General features: G+C 71.1%; 16 protein-coding genes. 3 read left to right on the top strand and 13 right to left on the bottom strand.

Features of this window, described 5'->3' with window-relative positions; all coding sequences use genetic code 11:
* Positions 1–57: 57 nt before the first annotated feature.
* Complete coding sequence (locus ACFU95_RS34960; RefSeq protein ID WP_383836325.1) at positions 58–2,583, bottom strand: ATP-dependent Clp protease ATP-binding subunit; 2,526 nt, start codon at positions 2,581–2,583, stop codon at positions 58–60.
* 429 nt (positions 2,584–3,012) lie between these two features.
* On the opposite strand from ACFU95_RS34960, the gene ACFU95_RS34955 reads away from it, so the two are divergent.
* On the top strand, positions 3,013–3,720 hold the full coding sequence (locus ACFU95_RS34955) for an SCO3374 family protein (RefSeq protein WP_383836322.1): 708 nt from the start codon (positions 3,013–3,015) through the stop codon (positions 3,718–3,720).
* 1 nt (position 3,721) lies between these two features.
* On the opposite strand, the gene ACFU95_RS34950 is transcribed toward ACFU95_RS34955, so the two are convergent.
* The 10 genes from ACFU95_RS34950 to ACFU95_RS34905 form a co-directional block, all read right to left on the bottom strand.
* The gene (locus tag ACFU95_RS34950; protein ID WP_030052757.1) at positions 3,722–4,057 is read right to left on the bottom strand and encodes an Lsr2 family protein; all 336 of its coding nucleotides are present in this window, start codon (positions 4,055–4,057) and stop codon (positions 3,722–3,724) included.
* 240 nt (positions 4,058–4,297) lie between these two features.
* Entirely contained in the window at positions 4,298–4,861 is a 564-nt protein-coding gene (locus ACFU95_RS34945) for an amino-acid N-acetyltransferase (RefSeq protein WP_048586914.1), read from the bottom strand.
* Between the two features lie 9 nt (positions 4,862–4,870).
* Positions 4,871–5,440: a BlaI/MecI/CopY family transcriptional regulator gene (locus tag ACFU95_RS34940; protein WP_383836319.1), complete on the bottom strand. Its 570-nt coding sequence runs from the start codon at positions 5,438–5,440 to the stop codon at positions 4,871–4,873.
* 162 nt (positions 5,441–5,602) lie between these two features.
* Positions 5,603–5,782, bottom strand: coding sequence for a hypothetical protein (locus ACFU95_RS34935; protein WP_370262180.1), 180 nt, complete (start codon positions 5,780–5,782; stop codon positions 5,603–5,605).
* 44 nt (positions 5,783–5,826) lie between these two features.
* A complete protein-coding gene (locus ACFU95_RS34930) occupies positions 5,827–6,501 on the bottom strand; it encodes a hypothetical protein (RefSeq protein ID WP_383836413.1) in 675 nt (224 codons plus the stop codon).
* A 528-nt stretch (positions 6,502–7,029) separates the two neighbouring features.
* Entirely contained in the window at positions 7,030–7,827 is a 798-nt protein-coding gene (locus ACFU95_RS34925) for a type III pantothenate kinase (protein ID WP_383836316.1), read from the bottom strand.
* Between the two features lie 8 nt (positions 7,828–7,835).
* The gene (gene nadC / locus ACFU95_RS34920; RefSeq protein WP_383836313.1) at positions 7,836–8,807 is read right to left on the bottom strand and encodes a carboxylating nicotinate-nucleotide diphosphorylase; all 972 of its coding nucleotides are present in this window, start codon (positions 8,805–8,807) and stop codon (positions 7,836–7,838) included.
* Between the two features lie 5 nt (positions 8,808–8,812).
* A complete protein-coding gene (locus ACFU95_RS34915; protein ID WP_383836310.1) occupies positions 8,813–10,522 on the bottom strand; it encodes an L-aspartate oxidase in 1,710 nt (569 codons plus the stop codon).
* Positions 10,519–11,508 carry a pantoate--beta-alanine ligase gene (gene panC, locus ACFU95_RS34910; protein WP_383836307.1) on the bottom strand — a complete coding sequence of 330 codons (990 nt, stop codon included), beginning with the start codon at positions 11,506–11,508 and terminating at the stop codon, positions 10,519–10,521. The genes ACFU95_RS34915 and panC overlap by 4 nt, the downstream gene beginning before the upstream one ends.
* Positions 11,505–12,434 carry a Rossmann-like and DUF2520 domain-containing protein gene (locus tag ACFU95_RS34905; RefSeq protein WP_383836305.1) on the bottom strand — a complete coding sequence of 310 codons (930 nt, stop codon included), beginning with the start codon at positions 12,432–12,434 and terminating at the stop codon, positions 11,505–11,507. The genes panC and ACFU95_RS34905 overlap by 4 nt, the downstream gene beginning before the upstream one ends.
* A 222-nt stretch (positions 12,435–12,656) precedes the next feature.
* Here ACFU95_RS34905 and ACFU95_RS34900 point away from each other — a divergent pair, with 222 nt between their 5' ends.
* Positions 12,657–13,901, top strand: coding sequence for a threonine aldolase family protein (locus ACFU95_RS34900; protein ID WP_383836302.1), 1,245 nt, complete (start codon positions 12,657–12,659; stop codon positions 13,899–13,901).
* On the opposite strand, the gene ACFU95_RS34895 is transcribed toward ACFU95_RS34900, so the two are convergent.
* Positions 13,891–14,106, bottom strand: coding sequence for a hypothetical protein (locus ACFU95_RS34895; protein ID WP_383836299.1), 216 nt, complete (start codon positions 14,104–14,106; stop codon positions 13,891–13,893). The two genes, ACFU95_RS34900 and ACFU95_RS34895, sit on opposite strands and share 11 nt — an antisense overlap.
* Before the next feature lie 164 nt (positions 14,107–14,270).
* On the opposite strand from ACFU95_RS34895, the gene ACFU95_RS34890 reads away from it, so the two are divergent.
* A complete protein-coding gene (locus ACFU95_RS34890) occupies positions 14,271–15,377 on the top strand; it encodes a DUF5937 family protein (protein ID WP_383836296.1) in 1,107 nt (368 codons plus the stop codon).
* Positions 15,378–15,387: 10 nt separating this feature from the next.
* On the opposite strand, the gene ACFU95_RS34885 is transcribed toward ACFU95_RS34890, so the two are convergent.
* A complete protein-coding gene (locus ACFU95_RS34885; RefSeq protein WP_383836293.1) occupies positions 15,388–16,020 on the bottom strand; it encodes an AAA family ATPase in 633 nt (210 codons plus the stop codon).
* Between the last annotated feature and the right edge of the window lie 19 nt (positions 16,021–16,039).

Raw genomic sequence — 16,039 nt, 5'->3', positions numbered from 1 at the left:
GACGGCATGCCGAAGGGGCCGGTGCTCGAAAGCACCGGCCCCTTCAGTGGTTGACGCTTACGCGTCCTTGCTCAGGTTCGGGCCGCCCGGCCCGGCCGCCTGCTCGATCGGCGGGACGTCCGGCAGCGCCGACTTCTCCTCACCCCGGAAGGTGAAGGTCTTGGCGTCGCCCTCGCCCTCGGTGTCCACGACCACGATGTGACCGGGACGCAGCTCGCCGAAGAGGATCTTCTCCGACAGCGAGTCCTCGATCTCGCGCTGGATGGTCCGGCGCAGCGGCCGGGCGCCCAGCACGGGGTCGTAACCCTTCTTGGACAGTAGCTCCTTGGCGGACTGGGAGAGCTCGATGCCCATGTCCCGGTCCTTCAGGCGCTCGTCCACCTTGCCGATCATCAGGTCGACGATCCGCAGGATGTCGTCCTGGGTCAGCTGCGGGAAGACCACCACGTCGTCGACGCGGTTGAGGAACTCGGGACGGAAGTGCTGCTTGAGCTCGTCCGAGACCTTGTTCTTCATGCGCTCGTAGTTGGTCTTCGTGTCACCCGAGGCCGCGAAGCCCAGGTTGAAGCCCTTGGAGATGTCCCGGGTGCCGAGGTTGGTCGTCATGATGATGACCGTGTTCTTGAAGTCCACGACCCGGCCCTGGGAGTCGGTCAGGCGACCGTCCTCCAGGATCTGCAGCAGCGAGTTGAAGATGTCCGGGTGGGCCTTCTCGACCTCGTCGAAGAGGACGACGGAGAACGGCTTGCGGCGGACCTTCTCGGTCAGCTGGCCGCCCTCTTCGTAGCCCACGTAGCCGGGGGGCGAACCGAAGAGACGCGAGACCGTGTGCTTCTCGCTGAACTCCGACATGTCGAGGGAGATCAGCGCGTCCTCGTCACCGAAGAGGAACTCGGCGAGGGCCTTGGACAGCTCCGTCTTACCGACACCGGACGGGCCCGCGAAGATGAACGAACCACCCGGACGCTTCGGGTCCTTCAGACCGGCACGCGTACGACGGATCGCCTTCGACAGCGCCTTGACGGCGTCGACCTGGCCGATGACCCGCTTGTGGAGCTCGTCCTCCATGCGCAGCAGACGCGAGGACTCCTCCTCGGTCAGCTTGAAGACCGGGATGCCGGTGGCGGTCGCGAGGACCTCGGCGATCAGCTCGCCGTCGACCTCGGCGACGACGTCCATGTCGCCGGCCTTCCACTCCTTCTCCCGCTTGGCCTTGGCGGCCAGGAGCTGCTTCTCCTTGTCGCGGAGGGAGGCGGCCTTCTCGAAGTCCTGCGAGTCGATCGCGGACTCCTTGTCGCGGCGCACGCCCGCGATCTTCTCGTCGAACTCACGCAGGTCCGGCGGCGCGGTCATCCGGCGGATGCGCATCCGGGAACCGGCCTCGTCGATCAGGTCGATCGCCTTGTCCGGCAGGAAGCGGTCCGAGATGTACCGGTCGGCCAGAGTGGCGGCCTGGACCAGCGCCTCGTCGGTGATGGAGACCCGGTGGTGGGCCTCGTACCGGTCGCGCAGACCCTTGAGGATCTCGATCGTGTGCGGCAGGGACGGCTCGGCGACCTGGATGGGCTGGAAGCGGCGCTCGAGGGCCGCGTCCTTCTCCAGGTGCTTGCGGTACTCGTCCAGCGTGGTCGCACCGATGGTCTGCAGCTCACCACGGGCCAGCATCGGCTTCAGGATGGAGGCCGCGTCGATGGCGCCCTCGGCGGCACCCGCACCGACCAGCGTGTGGAGCTCGTCGATGAACAGGATGATGTCGCCGCGGGTGCGGATCTCCTTGAGCACCTTCTTCAGGCGCTCCTCGAAGTCACCGCGGTAGCGGGAGCCGGCGACCAGCGCGCCGAGGTCCAGGGTGTAGAGGTGCTTGTCCTTGAGGGTCTCGGGCACCTCGCCCTTGACGATGGCCTGGGCGAGGCCCTCGACGACGGCGGTCTTGCCGACGCCGGGCTCACCGATCAGGACCGGGTTGTTCTTGGTACGGCGGGACAGCACCTGCATGACCCGCTCGATCTCCTTCTCGCGCCCGATGACCGGGTCGAGCTTGGACTCACGAGCGGCCTGGGTGAGGTTCCGGCCGAACTGGTCGAGGACCAGGGACGTCGAGGGGGTGCCCTCGGCAGGCCCGCCGGCGGTGGCGGTCTCCTTGCCCTGGTAGCCGGAGAGCAGCTGGATGACCTGCTGCCGCACCCGGTTGAGATCAGCGCCCAGCTTGACCAGGACCTGGGCGGCGACGCCCTCGCCCTCACGGATCAGGCCGAGCAGGATGTGCTCCGTGCCGATGTAGTTGTGGCCCAGCTGAAGGGCCTCGCGGAGCGACAGCTCCAGGACCTTCTTGGCACGGGGGGTGAAGGGGATGTGCCCGGACGGGGCCTGCTGCCCCTGCCCGATGATCTCCTCCACCTGCTGGCGGACCGCCTCGAGCGAAATCCCGAGGCTCTCAAGGGCCTTGGCGGCGACACCCTCACCCTCGTGGATCAGGCCCAGGAGGATGTGCTCGGTGCCGATGTAGTTGTGGTTGAGCATCCGGGCTTCTTCCTGAGCCAGGACGACAACCCGCCGCGCGCGGTCGGTGAACCTCTCGAACATCGTTAATCGCTCCTCAGAGCGGTCAGGCAGTGGGGGGAACTTCCCCTCCCTGTCCTTCCGCAGCTTAGTCCCGCAAGCGGGGACCGCTCATTCCAACTGCCGACACCGTCGATGGCCTCCTGACCCCGAACGCCGACATCTGCTCCAACCCGATGGTGCGAGACGATGTTCCCGCAGGCCAGGTGGTTACCCTCACCATCACTACGCCGATGGCGAACGTGAGACCCACTGTCCTGCGTGTCGCCCCCTCCCACTAGGGATGTCTTACCCGCTGGGACTGACACTCCATGCCGCGCCCCCCGGTTCCCTCCGCTACGGGCGAACAACCTTGCGCCACCTCACACCCCCGCACGCCCCCGCCTTCGGCACTCTGCGCATTCAGGAGAGCACCCAGCGTAACCAGTAGGCCTTTTCAGTGGTTCCCTTGGCATGGCTGGCACACGCCCCGCGTTCGTCACGGACTCCGCCACGATCCCCCTCCCCCGTCGGCCGCTCGATCCGAGCGATCAGGTCCGCCGGTGGTACGAGAACGAACTGGGCTGGCCGACGGTGCCCGGGACACCCGGATCCCCGCTGCGCCTTCGCGTCGGTCCGCGCTTCGACGTCCTGGACGTCCCGGCCGGGGCGGGCCACGCGGCTCTGCGCCATCTGACGCCGGCCTCTCCGGTGGCCGTCCAGGGCGACCGGATGCGGCTGCTCATGGCAGCGGGCAGCGCGGAGGAGGTGCCGGGGGTGCTGGACTGGCTGGAGTGGGGCGCACTGCCCCTGGACCTGACGGCACTCGGCGAAGGCGACCTCATGGAGGCTCCCCTGCCACCCGAGCCGGGGTCGGTCACAGCCGTACGGCGCCCTGTCGATCCGATGCCGAGGGGGGCCGTACGACGTCCTGGCCCGCAGGACACCTGCGGAACGCGGCCGCTCCCCCTGGACCGCTCCGCTTCAGTGCAGGGGGCCGCCGTGTGGCTGCGGCCCCCCGAGCCCGATGGCGAGGTCGAGGCCTCGCTGCCGACACTGTCGGCTTTGGGGGGCGGTGGGGGCGCCCCCGATCTCGTGCGGGTTCTGAACACGGTGGCAACGCAGTGCCACCGCCTGTGGCTGCGGCGCGTGTGCGCCCAGTCGTCGGCTGCCTGTCCGTAGATCAGGCGTTGGCCTTCTCGTATGCCTCGCGAATGGTCGCCGGGACGCGGCCGCGGTCGTTGACCTCGTAACCGTTCTCCTTGGCCCACGCGCGGATCTGCGCGGTGTCCTGGCTGCCACCGGAAGCGGCGCGCGCCTTTCCACGCCCACCCGAAGCGCGACCTCCGGTACGACGGCCACCCTTCACGTAAGGCTCGAGAAGGCCACGGAGCTTGTCCGCATTGCCAGTCGTGAGATCGATCTCGTACGTCTTGCCGTCCAGCGCGAACGTCACGGTCTCGTCCGCCTCGCCACCGTCGAGGTCGTCGACAAGAAGGACCTGAACCTTCTGTGCCACCGGATTTCCTTTCATCGATAACTTGAGGGCCGGGGGTCTGCGGCATCCGCCGTTTCCCGCCCCCTGTTATATGCAGTACAGCAGTACGTCGGAAAGCAAACCGCTTTTGCCGGAAAAACACAAACCCTCGGGAGAGACCACTGTCAGACTGCGGTCCGGAAACGTGCGCGTTTCGGACATAGGGCACCTGGGCATGGACTGTCCGACGGAATACGCCTCCGGGAAGCCGATCCTCGGCGATCACAGATGCAGAAGCATCCGGCTGTTGCCCAAGGTGTTCGGTTTCACTCGTTCGAGGCCGAGGAACTCCGCCACACCCTCGTCATAGGAACGCAGCAGCTCCGCGTAGACATCGGTGTCCACCGGTGTCTCACCGATCTCGACGAAGCCGTGCTTGCCGAAGAAGTCCACTTCGAAGGTCAGACAGAAAACTTTGCGAACGCCGAGCCAGCGCGCGGTGTGCAGCAACTTCTCCAGCAACTGATGACCGACACCGACACCCTTCAGGCCGGGCTTCACGGCGAGAGTGCGGACTTCCGCCAGGTCTTCCCACATCACGTGCAGGGCACCGCAGCCGACGAGCTCGCCGTTGTCGTCCCGTTCCGCGACCCAGAACTCCTGGATGTCCTCGTAAAGCGTCACCGTGGCTTTGTCGAGCAGGATGCGGCGCCGGACGTACTCGTCAAGGAGACGACGCACCGCCGGGACATCGCCGGTACGGGCCCGCCGGACGGTGATGGCTTTAGCGGTGACTTCCGGGCTCTCCGCCGCGGGGCTCTCGGCCGAGTGACTCTCTGCTGACATGTGCGGACGCTATCGTCCGCCAGGCTGCTGCGCCGAGCCGGGGTTCTCACGGGCGGTATCGGGGCGGGTATCCGGGCCGGTATCGACGCTGGTATGAGGGGACGTATCGGTGCCGGTATCGGCGCGGTCGGTATCGACGCCGCTGGTATCCGTACTGTTGGTATCGGTGCTGTTGGTATCCGTGTTCGTAACGCGGCGCGTATCGGGCGGTTCCGTGGGTTCGGGCGTTTCCGGGCCCTGGACGATGCGTACGGCGTCCCGGAGGGCCTGGCGCTGCTCGTCGCTCATCATGCCGAAGAAGGCGACGAGCGCGGCGGCGGGGTTGTCGCTCTGGGACCAGGCGTCGTTCATCAGGGCCGCGGCGTAGGCGGCTCGGGTGGAGACCGCCTCATATCGATAGGCCCGGCCTTCCGCTTCGCGGCGTACCCAACCCTTCTGATGGAGATTGTCCAAAACGGTCATCACCGTGGTGTACGCGATGGACCGTTCCTGCTGGAGATCTTCCAGGACTTCTCGAACGGTCACCGGGCGGTTCCACTTCCACACCCGCGTCATGACCGCGTCTTCGAGTTCTCCCAATGGGCGAGGCACAACTCAGCACAATAGTGGGAGATCTGGGTGTTGGCGTGCCGGACGGGCACTTTCTCCGGAAAACAGGAACAAAAAGGGCGTACGACTCGGAAAGCGTTGCGGCTTGGAGTCGTACGCCGGGTTCAGGCCTCCGGGCCTGGCGTCCGGGGTCTAGGCGTCCGGATTCGGGGAGGCCTGGCGGGGGGCCTCCACGCGCGCGAGGGCGGCGTCCACGGCCGCGTCCTCCTTGGCCTTGTTGGCTCCGCCCTGGGTCTTCACGATCACCCTGATCACACCGATGAAGAACACGGCCATGACGACCGGGGGGAGGAGTGCGGAGACGTAGTCCATGCGTCCAGGGTAGCCAGGGGGCGGGGTGCGGTACCGCGCGGGTCTCAGCCCGCGGCCAGCTGCTGGGGCGGGTTCCCGGGTGGCGGTGTCGGTTTGCGCCGGGGGAAGACCTCGCCGGGGGTGGGGATGGGGCGGTGCGGCTTGGGGGCGGCGGGGGTGGGCTCGGGGCCGGGGGCCGGGGCGGGCTTGGGGGCGGCCGGCCTTTCTGCGGGCTTCTTGCGGGGCTGCCCCGGGGGAGTCTGGCCGGCGGCCTGGGCTGGGAGGTCGACCGGGGTGCGGGGGGTGCCGCCGGAGAGGCCTCCGGGCAGGGCCAGCAGGCGCGTACGGGACGCGGGGATGGCCGGCTTGGCAGGCGTGGCCGGGCGGGTGGCGCCGGGCGCGAGGCGGGCTTGCACGTCCTGGAGGAGGGCGGCCGCGGCGGGGTCGCCGCGCAGGGTCCGCAGGGCGGTGAGGTCGTCGGGGTCGGGGTGGTACCCGGCGCCCAGGGCGTCCTCCAGGAGGGCGAGGTAGCCGGCTGCGGTGCCGGGGAGCGCGGCGCGGTAGCGGGCGAGGTCGGCCACCAGGAAGGCACGCAGTCGGGCACCCTCGCGGATCGCCTCGTCGAGGGACTCGGCGAGGCGGAGACAGGCCCGGACCTCCTCGGGTGAGGCGGGGCGGGGGTGAAGGGCGAGGGCGAGAGCGCGGCGGAGCACACGCAGCTCCTCCGCGCCGAACGCCATGGCGCCGCGGGATCCGTATGGCGTGGGCATGCGGCGACGATACGCGCTAATCAGACAAACGCGACATAGGGGGTGGGTGTGGCGTGGGGTGCCACTCGGGTGGGGGTGCGCGTCTGTGCCTGCGGCGCGTGCGGCTTCGGGGGGTGCGCGTTTATTCCTGCGGCGCCTGTGCGGGTTCGGTGGGGGCTCGTGGAGCGCGGGGGCGTGAGGTTGTGGGTCGGGAACGCGTCGGGGGGTGTCCGTCCTCGGTCCGGTGCGTTGGGCTTTTGCCAGGAGGTGCCGTGTCTTGACACCGGACTCTGCGGGCGGACACCCCCCGACACGTCTCCTTGCCGCCGTACGCGGCCGCCGGGCCCGTGGGTGGCATGCGCCATCCCCCGACGCTGCCCCTCGCCGCCGTCGGCGTGTGCGGGTCGGCCCCTGGGTATGCGCCGTCCACCGGCGCGTTCCCACGCCGCCGGTGTCTCCTTCGCCGATGCCGGCACCACCCGCTGCGGGCGGCGTCGGCGAAGGGGATGGCCGGCGGGGTCACATACGGGAGACGTTGCGTTCGTAGACCAGGCGGAGGCCGATCAAGGTCAGCCAGGGCTCGTGTTCGTCGATGACCGAGGATTCGCCGAGGACCATGGGGGCCAGGCCGCCCGTGGCGATGACGGTGACCTCGTCGGGGTCGTCGGCGAGTTCGCGGGCCATGCGGCTGACGACTCCGTCGACCTGGCCCGCGAAGCCGTAGATGATGCCCGACTGCATGGCCTCTACGGTGTTCTTGCCGATGACGCTGCGCGGGCGGGCCACCTCGATCTTGCGGAGCTGGGCGCCGCGGACGCCGAGGGCCTCGACGGAGATCTCGATGCCGGGGGCGATGACGCCGCCGATGTACTCGCCGCGCGCGCTCACCGCGTCGAACGTCGTCGCGGTACCGAAGTCGACGACGATCGCCGGGCCGCCGTAGAGGTCGACGGCCGCCACCGCGTTGATGATGCGGTCGGCGCCGACCTCCTTGGGGTTGTCCGTGAGGATCGGGACGCCGGTCTTCACGCCCGGTTCGACGAGGACGGCGGGGACGTCGCCGTAGTAGCGGCGGGTCACCTCCCGGAGTTCGTGGAGGACCGAGGGGACCGTGGCGCAGATGGCGATTCCGTCGATGCCGTCGCCCAGTTCGTCGCCCAGGAGCGGGTGCATGCCCATCAGGCCCTGGAGGAGGACCGCCAGTTCGTCGGCGGTGCGGCGGGCGTCCGTCGAGATGCGCCAGTGCTCGACGATGTCCTCGCCGTCGAACAGGCCGAGGACGGTGTGCGTGTTGCCTACGTCGATCGTGAGGAGCATGCCCGTTCCTACTCCGCCGCTCGCAGGTCCAGGCCGATGTCCAGGATCGGCGAGGAATGGGTGAGGGCCCCTACGGCCAGGTAGTCGACGCCCGTGTCCGCGTAGGCCCTGGCGTTGGCGAGGGTCAGGCGGCCCGAGGCTTCGAGGGCTGCCCGGCCGTGCACGATCGCGACCGCTTCCTCGCACTCGCCCGGCGTGAAGTTGTCCAGGAGGATCAGGTCCGCGCCCGCGTCCACCACCTCGCGGAGTTGGTGGAGGGTGTCGACCTCGACCTCGATGGGGAGGTCGGGGAAGGCTTCGCGGACCGCCTTGAAGGCCTGGGCCACGCCGCCCGCGGCCACCACGTGGTTGTCCTTCACCAGGGCCTGGTCGGACAACGACATGCGGTGGTTCACGCCGCCGCCGCAGCGCACCGCGTACTTCTCCAGCGCGCGCAGGCCCGGGGTCGTCTTGCGGGTGTCGCGGACCCTCGCCCTGGTGCCTTCCAGTACGTCCGCCCACGCGCGCGTGGCCGTCGCGATGCCCGAGAGGCGGCAGAGGATGTTCAGCGCGCTGCGTTCGGCCGTTAGGAGGTCGCGGGTGCGGGTGGTGATGGAGAGCAGTTTCTGGCCCTCCTCCACCTTGTCGCCGTCCTCCACGTGGCGCTCCGCCTCGAACTCGTCCTCGCAGACGATCGAGACCACCGCTTCGGCGACCCTGAGGCCCGCCACGACGCCCGCCTCACGCGCGACGAAGTCGGCGGTGGCGGTCGACTCCTCGGGGATCGTCGCGACCGTCGTCACGTCCACGCCGTGGGCGAGATCCTCCTGGATGGCCACGTTGGCGATGTCCTCGATCTCGACCGGGTCGAGACCCGCGTCGGCCAGGAGCTGGGCGAGCGCGGGGTCGAGGCCGCACTCCAGGTACTCCTCACCGGCACCGCAGGCGCAGTCGTCGCCGCAGCCGCCGCTCGGGGCGAGGGGAAGGTCGGGGGTGGTCACTTCTGTCACTGCTCCTGGGGCCGGGTCGGGGGGAAGTCTGCGGTGTCGGTGGTGTGCACGGCCAGTGTGCGGTCCGGATTGAGGCGTACGACGATGTGGCGGCGCCAGTCCGTGTCGTCGCGGTCGGGGCTGTCCTCGCGCCAGTGGCAGCCCCGGGTCTCCTCGCGCTGCCGGGCGGCGGCCACCAGGACCCGGGCCACGCACATGAGGTTGGTGGCCTCCCAGGTGTCGACGCCCGGCTCGGCCGTCTTGCCGTTCTCGGTGAGGGCGTCCCGGGCCTCGGTGTGCAGCTGCTGGATCTGCTCGGCGGCCCTGGCGAGGGACTCGGCGGAGCGCAGGACGCCGGCGCCGTTCGTCATGATCCGCTGGATCGCGAAACGGGCCTCGGGCGCGAGCAGGGGGTGCTCGGGCGTCTCGGGGTACGGCACGGGGTGCGGCACGCGCGCGTGGAGGCCGTTGGCGGCGCGGGCGGCCGCGATGTCCGCCACGATGCGCTCGGCGTAGACCAGCCCTTCGAGGAGTGAGTTGGAGGCCAGCCGGTTGGCGCCGTGCACGCCCGTGCAGGCGACCTCGCCGCACGCGTACAGGCCGGGGACGGTCGTACGGCCGTGGGAGTCGGTGCGCACGCCGCCGGAGGCGTAGTGGGCCGCCGGGGCGATCGGGATGGGGGCGGTGACCGGGTCGATGCCGTTGGCGCGACAGGAGGCGAGGATCGTCGGGAAGCGCTGCGCCCACATGTCGGCGCCGAAGTGGCGGGCGTCGAGGAACATGTGCTCCGCGTCCTGCTCCTGCATGCGGCGCATGATGCCCTTGGCGACGATGTCCCGTGGGGCGAGCTCGGCCAGTTCGTGCCGGCCCAGCATGAAGCGCACGCCGCCCGCGTCGACCAGGTGGGCGCCTTCGCCGCGGACCGCTTCGGAGACCAGGGGCTGCTGGCCCTCCGCGTCCGGGCCGAGGAACAGGACGGTGGGGTGGAACTGGACGAATTCGAGATCGCTGACCTCGGCGCCCGCGCGCAGCGCGAGGGCTACGCCGTCGCCGGTCGACACGGACGGGTTCGTCGTCGCCGAGAAGACCTGGCCCATGCCGCCGGTCGCGAGGACCACGGCGGGCGCGTGGACCGCCCCTACGCCGTCGTGCTGGCCCTCGCCCATCACGTGCAGGGTGACGCCCGCCGTACGGCCCTCGGCGTCCGTCAGGAGGTCGAGGACGAGCGCGTTCTCGATCGTGCGCAGGCCACGCGCGCGTACCGCTTCGACGAGGGCTCGGGAGATCTCCGCGCCGGTCGCGTCGCCGCCGGCGTGGGCGATGCGGCGGCGGTGGTGGCCGCCCTCGCGGGTGAGTTCCAGGCCGCCTTCCTCGGACTCGTCGAAGTGGGCGCCGGTCTCGATGAGGCGGTGTACGGCGTCGGGCCCCTCGGTGACGAGGATGCGGACCGCGTCCTCGTCGCACAGGCCCGCGCCCGCGACGAGGGTGTCGTCGAGGTGCTGTTCGGGGGTGTCGCCCTCGCCGAGGGCCGCGGCGATGCCGCCCTGGGCCCAGCGGGTGGAGCCGTCGTCGAGGCGGGCCTTGGTGACGACGACGGTCGTCAGGCCGGCGGCCTCGCAGCGCAGGGCCGCGGTGAGACCCGCGACGCCGGAACCGACGACGACGACGTCCGCGGAGATGGACCACCCGGGCGCGGGCGCGTGCAGTCGTATGCCTGTGCTGGTCACGAGGCGGCTCCGAAGGTGAGGGGAATGTTGTCGATCAGCCGGGTCGTCCCGACCCGGGCGGCGACGGCGAGGACGGCCTCGCCGGTGAAGCCGTCCTCGATCTCGGTGAAGTCGGCAGGGTCGACGAGGGCGAGGTAGTCCAGTTCCAGCGGCGGATCCAGGCGGGCGGCCTCGTCGAGGACCAGACGGGCGGCGGCGCGGACGGCCGCCGGGGCGCCGGGCACCGCCTTGGCCACGGCGTGCGCGTCGGCCGCCGCGCGCGACTCCCCTATGGCGCTGAGCGCCTCCGCACGCGCGCGGGTGGCGGGTACTTCGCGGGCCCGCGCGCGCAGCGCCTCCTGCGCCGCGTGCCGGTCGCGGCCGGCGAACAGCGACTGGGACAGCGCCAGTGCCGTGCGCCGTTCCTTGGGCGCGAGGTAGCGGTTGCGGCTGGACAGCGCGAGGCCGTCCTCCTCGCGCACGGTCGGGACGCCGACGATCTCGACGCCGAAGTTCAGGTCGCGCACCATGCGGCGGATCAGGGCGAGCTGCTGGGCGTCCTTCTGGCCGTACAGGGCGACGTCGGGGCGGGTGAGGTGGAGCAGCTTGGCGACGACGGTGAGCATGCCGTCGAAGTGGCCGGGGCGGGAGCCGCCTTCGAGGCGCTCGCCCATGGGGCCCGCGCTGACGCGGACCTGGGGCTCGCCGCCCGGGTAGACCTCGTCGGCCGAGGGGGCGAACACGACGTCGGCGCCCGCCTGTTCGGCGATCTTGAGGTCGGCCTCCAGGGTGCGCGGGTAGCGGTCGAGGTCCTCGCCCCTGCCGAACTGCAAGGGGTTCACGAAGACGGTGACGACGACCTCGCCCCGCGGCCCGGCGATCGAGCGCGCGGTGCGGACCAAGGTGGCGTGGCCCTCGTGCAGGGCGCCCATGGTCATCACGACGGCGCGGCGGCCGGCACGCGTTCGTGCGTGCAGTTCGTCGGCGGTGCGCAGCACGGTGGTCATCGGGCCTCTCCCTCGGCGCCGTCGGTCCCGTGGGCGAGTACCCCGAGAAGGTCCTCGGCGAGCTCCGGCTTCAGCAGCCCGTGGGCGAGCGCCCGGTCGGCGGTCGCGCGCGCCATCGCGAGATAGCCGGCGACAGCCTGCGGGGCGTGCCGCCGCAGCTCGCTCACGTGCGCGGCGACGGTGCCCGCGTCCCCGCGCGCGACGGGGCCGGTCAGGGCCGCGTCGCCGGAGCGCAGAGCGTTGTCGAGGGCGGCGCCGAGCAGCGGGCCGAGCATCCGGTCGGGGGCCGCGACGCCCGCCTCGCGCAGCAGCTCCATGGACTGGGCGACGAGCGTGACCAGGTGGTTGGCGCCCAGCGCGAGCGCCGCGTGGTACAGCGGGCGCATGTCCTCGGCGACCCACTCCGGTTCGCCGCCCATCTCGATGACGAGGGCCTCGGCGGCCAGCCGCAGTTCCTCGGGCGCGGTGACGCCGAAGGAGCAGCCGGCCAGGCGCTGGACGTCCACGGGCGTGCCGGTGAAGGTCATCGCCGGGTGCAGGGCCAGCGGCAGCGCGCCCGCGCGCAGGGCGGGGTCCAGGACCTTCGCGCCGTATCGCCCGGAGGTGTGCACCAGCAGCTGCCCCGGCCGTACGGCCCCGGTGTCGGCCAGGCCCTCGACCAGTCCGGGCAGGGTGTCGTCCGGGACGGTCAGCAGCACCAGTTCGGCGCGCGCGAGGACTTCGGCGGGCGGCACGAGCGGCACGTCGGGGAGCATCTGCGCGGCCCGCCGCCGGGAGGTCTCGGAGACCCCGGACACGGCCACGGGGCGGTGCCCGGCGAGCTGGAGGGACGCGGCGAGCGCGGGGCCCACACGGCCGGCGCCGACGACACCGACGGTGAGCCGCGCGGGGCGGTCCCTGGGATCTGGCTGTTGGCTTGTACTCACTCGACGACGGCCTTCCCGTTCCAGTCCGCTCTGGGTACCGGACGATTTCTCGTCATGTTAACGCGATTGGTTCGAGGGGCGTCCGGTTGTCCACAGGCTGTGGGTTATCGCACGCCGTGCGCACGAAGGGCGGGAGCGGCCTCCCGGCGCCTGTGGACGGGAGGCCGCGGCGGCCGAAAATACAGGTGCTCGCGCGCGTAGGCGCACGGCATGATCCCGCGCATGAGCGATACGGCGGAACAGCCCGGGCGACACGACGAGCCCTCCGAGGAGTCGGAGCCCCTGTCGGACGCCGAGGAACGCAAACGACGCCGGGAACGGCGCATAGCCGCCTACCGCGGCGCGCGACGGGTTCTGGCGCGCCCCGGATACCTCGGCACCCTCCGCGAACGCCTGGCGCTGCTGGAGGAGGCACGTGAACTGGATCTGTACGACCTGGACGAGCTGGCGGACCTCTATGGCAACGGCATCGTCGGCGCCCTGGAGGAGAAGGTCGCGGGCCTGCTCGGCAAGGAGGCGGCCGCGTTCTTCCCGACGGGCACCATGGCCCAGCAGGTCGCCCTGCGCTGCTGGGCGGGCCGCACCGGCGACCCGACCGTCGCCCTGCACGCGCTGGCCCACCCCGAGATCCACGAACGCGACGCCTTCAGCCAGGTCAGCGGGCTGCGCCCGGTCCGGGTGACGAGCGCGCCCAGGCTGCCGACCGCCGCCGAGGTGCGTGACTTCGACGAGCCCTTCGGGGCGCTGATGCTCGAACTGCCCCTCAGGGACGCCGGTTTCGTGCTGCCCTCCTGGGAGGAACTCACCGAGGTCGTCGAAGCGGCCCGGGAGCGCGACGCGGTGGTGCACTTCGACGGCGCACGCCTGTGGGAGTCCACCGTCCACTTCGGCCGCCCGCTGGAGGAGATCGCGGGTCTGGCGGACAGCGTGTACGTGTCGTTCTACAAGTCCCTCGACGGTTTCGGCGGCGCGGTGCTCGCCGGCCCGCAGACGCTGGTGGACGAGGCGAAGGCCTGGCGGCACCGCTACGGCGGCATGGTCTTCCAGCAGTTCCCCACCGCGCTGTCGGCGCTCGCCGGGCTGGAGCGGGAGCTGCCCCGGCTGCCCGAATACGTGGCCCACGCGCGCGTGGTGGCCGCCGCGCTGCGCGACGGCTTCGCGGCGGCCGGGGTGCCGTGGGCGCGGATCCACCCCGAGCCGCCGCACACGAACGAGTTCCAGGTCTGGCTGCCGTACGACACCGGCGTCCTCACCGAGGCGGCGCTCCGCCAGGCCGAGGAGACGAAGACCGTGCTGTTCGGCCACCCTTGGGACGCCAAGGCCCCGGGCCTGGCCTGCACCGAGGTCTCCGTGCGTGCCGCCGGCCTGGAGTGGACGGCCGGTGACGTGAAGACGGCGGTCGCGGAGTTCGTGGCCCGGCTGACCGAGGAGGTCAGCGAGGAGGTCAGCGAGGAGGTCAGCAAGTAGGACGACGCCGCGGACGCGGCCACCGGGCCAGGGCCCGCCGTATCCGCCCACGGGCCGGACGTTCCGCCAGGACGGCCCGGAAGTGCCGCTGGTCACGCCACTCGCGCACGACCTGCCAGTCGTGGGCGCCCGGCGCCGGAGGAGCGGGCTCGCCGAGCTGCCGGGCGCGGTAGAGGTGGAGGAGGTGGTACTGCGTGACGCTCATGACGGATCGCCTTCTCGGGACGTAGGAGACATGACGTGTGGATCGGGCTCCGCGGCTGCCCCGGTGGTCCCAGGCTGCGCCGGGGGTGGCGCTCACGTCGCGTCGATTGACGGCCGCCGTCAATCCACGGCCGCGTTGTCAGTGGCGGGGTGCACCATGAGGACATGAGCGTGACCATCGACATCGCGGGGCTGCGGCCGGAGAGGCTCGCCGTCGTGCCCTCGCCCCTGGCCGAGCTCGGCATGGCGCTGCACGCGCTGTCGGAGCCGGGGCACCACCCCGGCCTCCAGGGCTGGGTGACGGGCGTGACGGCCCGGTTGGACTCACACCTGGCCGACCGGATGTGCGAGGCCGACTTCCTGTGGCGGTCGACGTTCTCCGACCTCTTCCTGCCCTTTGCCGGCATCCCGGGCCGCAGCACCCTCCCGGGCGCGACTCTGGCGGAGGAGCTTGACCAGCTGGACAAGCTGACGGACGAGCAGTTCGTGGACGCGGCCCTGGAGTTCACCTGCGCCCTGCCGTACAGCACGCGCGGGGCCGACGTGCTCTCCGACGCGGACGTGCGGCGACGCGCGCTGGACCTCGCTGCGGCGCGCGGGCCGCAGCAGATGCGGTTCAGCGAGCGGCTGCTGTTCGATCCGCCGCGGATCCGGGCCTGGCTGCGGCAGTTCCTCCAGGACTGTGACGAGGCGTTCTTCGCGGAGGCGTGGTCCCGGCTGCGCCACCAGCTCGCGACGGACGCCCGCCACAAGACGGACCTCCTGCGGCGCAAGGGCCTCGCGGAAGCACTGGCCGCGGTGTCCCCGGCGGTGACCCTCGACGAGGGCGCCGCGCGGATCACGATCGACAAGCTGGGCGAGGGCCACACCACCGTGGGCGACGGCGGCCTCCTCCTCGTTCCGACCAGCCTGGGCTGGCCGCACCTGATGGTCCTGCACCGCTACGCCTGGCAGCCGGTGCTGCACTACCCGGTCGGCTCCCCCGAGCTCGCCGCCCCGCCCACGCTGGAGCAGCTGACCCTGCGGATGACCGCGCTCTCCCACCCCGTACGGATGCACATCTGCCGCAACCTCGCCCGCAGCGCGTACACCACGGGCGAGCTTGCGCAGGTGCACGGCATGACGGCGCCGGAGATATCCCGGCACCTGGGCGTGCTGAAGAAGGCGGGCCTGATCACCACCCGCCGCCGCGGGCGGTACGTCCTGCACCAACTGGACGTGACGATGGTGGCGCGGCTGGGCAGCGACTTCCTGGAGGGTGTCCTGCGCTGAGCGCCCCGGTTCAGTCGAACCGGATGTGCCTGATCCCCACGCCCGCCTGCCGCAGCCGCGTCCGCAGCGCGCCCTCGTTGTTGGGCCGGAGCCTCAGCCCGGCCAGGACGGCGATCCGGTCCGCCGTCTTCGGCACGGTCGAGTGGTCGGTCCACAGATGCTCGGCGAACTCCGGCTCGCTCAACCGCTCCAGACAGTGGTCGAGCTGCTGTACGGCCCAGCTCTCCCGGCGCAGCCCGGCGTTCTTCCCCGCGACGAACCGCGCGAGGTGCCCGAAGCCGCGCTCACGCAGCCGTTTCAGGACGGTTTCGCGCTCGGCGAGGAGGGTGAAGTGCCGTACGTCATGGCCGAGTTCGCCCAGCCGGCCGGCCGTCTCGGCGAAGTAGTCGGAGTTCGTGACCGTCATGGGGACGATCACCACGCCGTCGTGCTTGGCGAGGGCGAGGTCGAGCACCTCGACGACGCCCTGCCGCCAGGACGTCAGGTCCTGGAAGTCTCCGCGCAGCTCCGCGGGGAGCATGCGCCGCAGGCCGAAACCGGGGTGCTCGGGGTCGCAGATGACGCTGCCGGGCAGACGGCGCTGGATCTCGTGTGCGGTCTGTGTCTTGCCGCCCCCGAAGGGGCCGTTGATCCACAGGAGCATGCGCAGACCCTAGTGGCCT

Origin of the sequence: Streptomyces sp. NPDC057623 (assembly GCF_042800355.1) — a bacterium.
In the GTDB taxonomy this organism is placed as follows: Bacteria; Actinomycetota; Actinomycetes; order Streptomycetales; family Streptomycetaceae; genus Streptomyces.
The sequence above is the reverse complement of the archived record's forward strand: the minus strand, read 5'-3'. Positions and strand labels throughout refer to the sequence as shown.

Excerpts from the sequence above, each read along its gene's own strand:
- ACFU95_RS34900 (WP_383836302.1), top strand. The coding sequence starts at position 12,657 with ATGAGCGATACGGCGGAACAGCCCGGGCGACACGACGAGCCCTCCGAG.
- ACFU95_RS34935 (WP_370262180.1), bottom strand. The coding sequence starts at position 5,782 with ATGGACTACGTCTCCGCACTCCTCCCCCCGGTCGTCATGGCCGTGTTC.
- ACFU95_RS34955 (WP_383836322.1), top strand. The coding sequence starts at position 3,013 with ATGGCTGGCACACGCCCCGCGTTCGTCACGGACTCCGCCACGATCCCC.
- ACFU95_RS34895 (WP_383836299.1), bottom strand. The coding sequence starts at position 14,106 with ATGAGCGTCACGCAGTACCACCTCCTCCACCTCTACCGCGCCCGGCAG.
- ACFU95_RS34930 (WP_383836413.1), bottom strand. The coding sequence starts at position 6,501 with ATGGCGTTCGGCGCGGAGGAGCTGCGTGTGCTCCGCCGCGCTCTCGCC.
- ACFU95_RS34960 (WP_383836325.1), bottom strand. The coding sequence starts at position 2,583 with ATGTTCGAGAGGTTCACCGACCGCGCGCGGCGGGTTGTCGTCCTGGCT.
- ACFU95_RS34885 (WP_383836293.1), bottom strand. The coding sequence starts at position 16,020 with ATGCTCCTGTGGATCAACGGCCCCTTCGGGGGCGGCAAGACACAGACC.
- ACFU95_RS34890 (WP_383836296.1), top strand. The coding sequence starts at position 14,271 with ATGAGCGTGACCATCGACATCGCGGGGCTGCGGCCGGAGAGGCTCGCC.
- panC (WP_383836307.1), bottom strand. The coding sequence starts at position 11,508 with ATGACCACCGTGCTGCGCACCGCCGACGAACTGCACGCACGAACGCGT.
- ACFU95_RS34925 (WP_383836316.1), bottom strand. The coding sequence starts at position 7,827 with ATGCTCCTCACGATCGACGTAGGCAACACGCACACCGTCCTCGGCCTG.
- ACFU95_RS34945 (WP_048586914.1), bottom strand. The coding sequence starts at position 4,861 with ATGTCAGCAGAGAGTCACTCGGCCGAGAGCCCCGCGGCGGAGAGCCCG.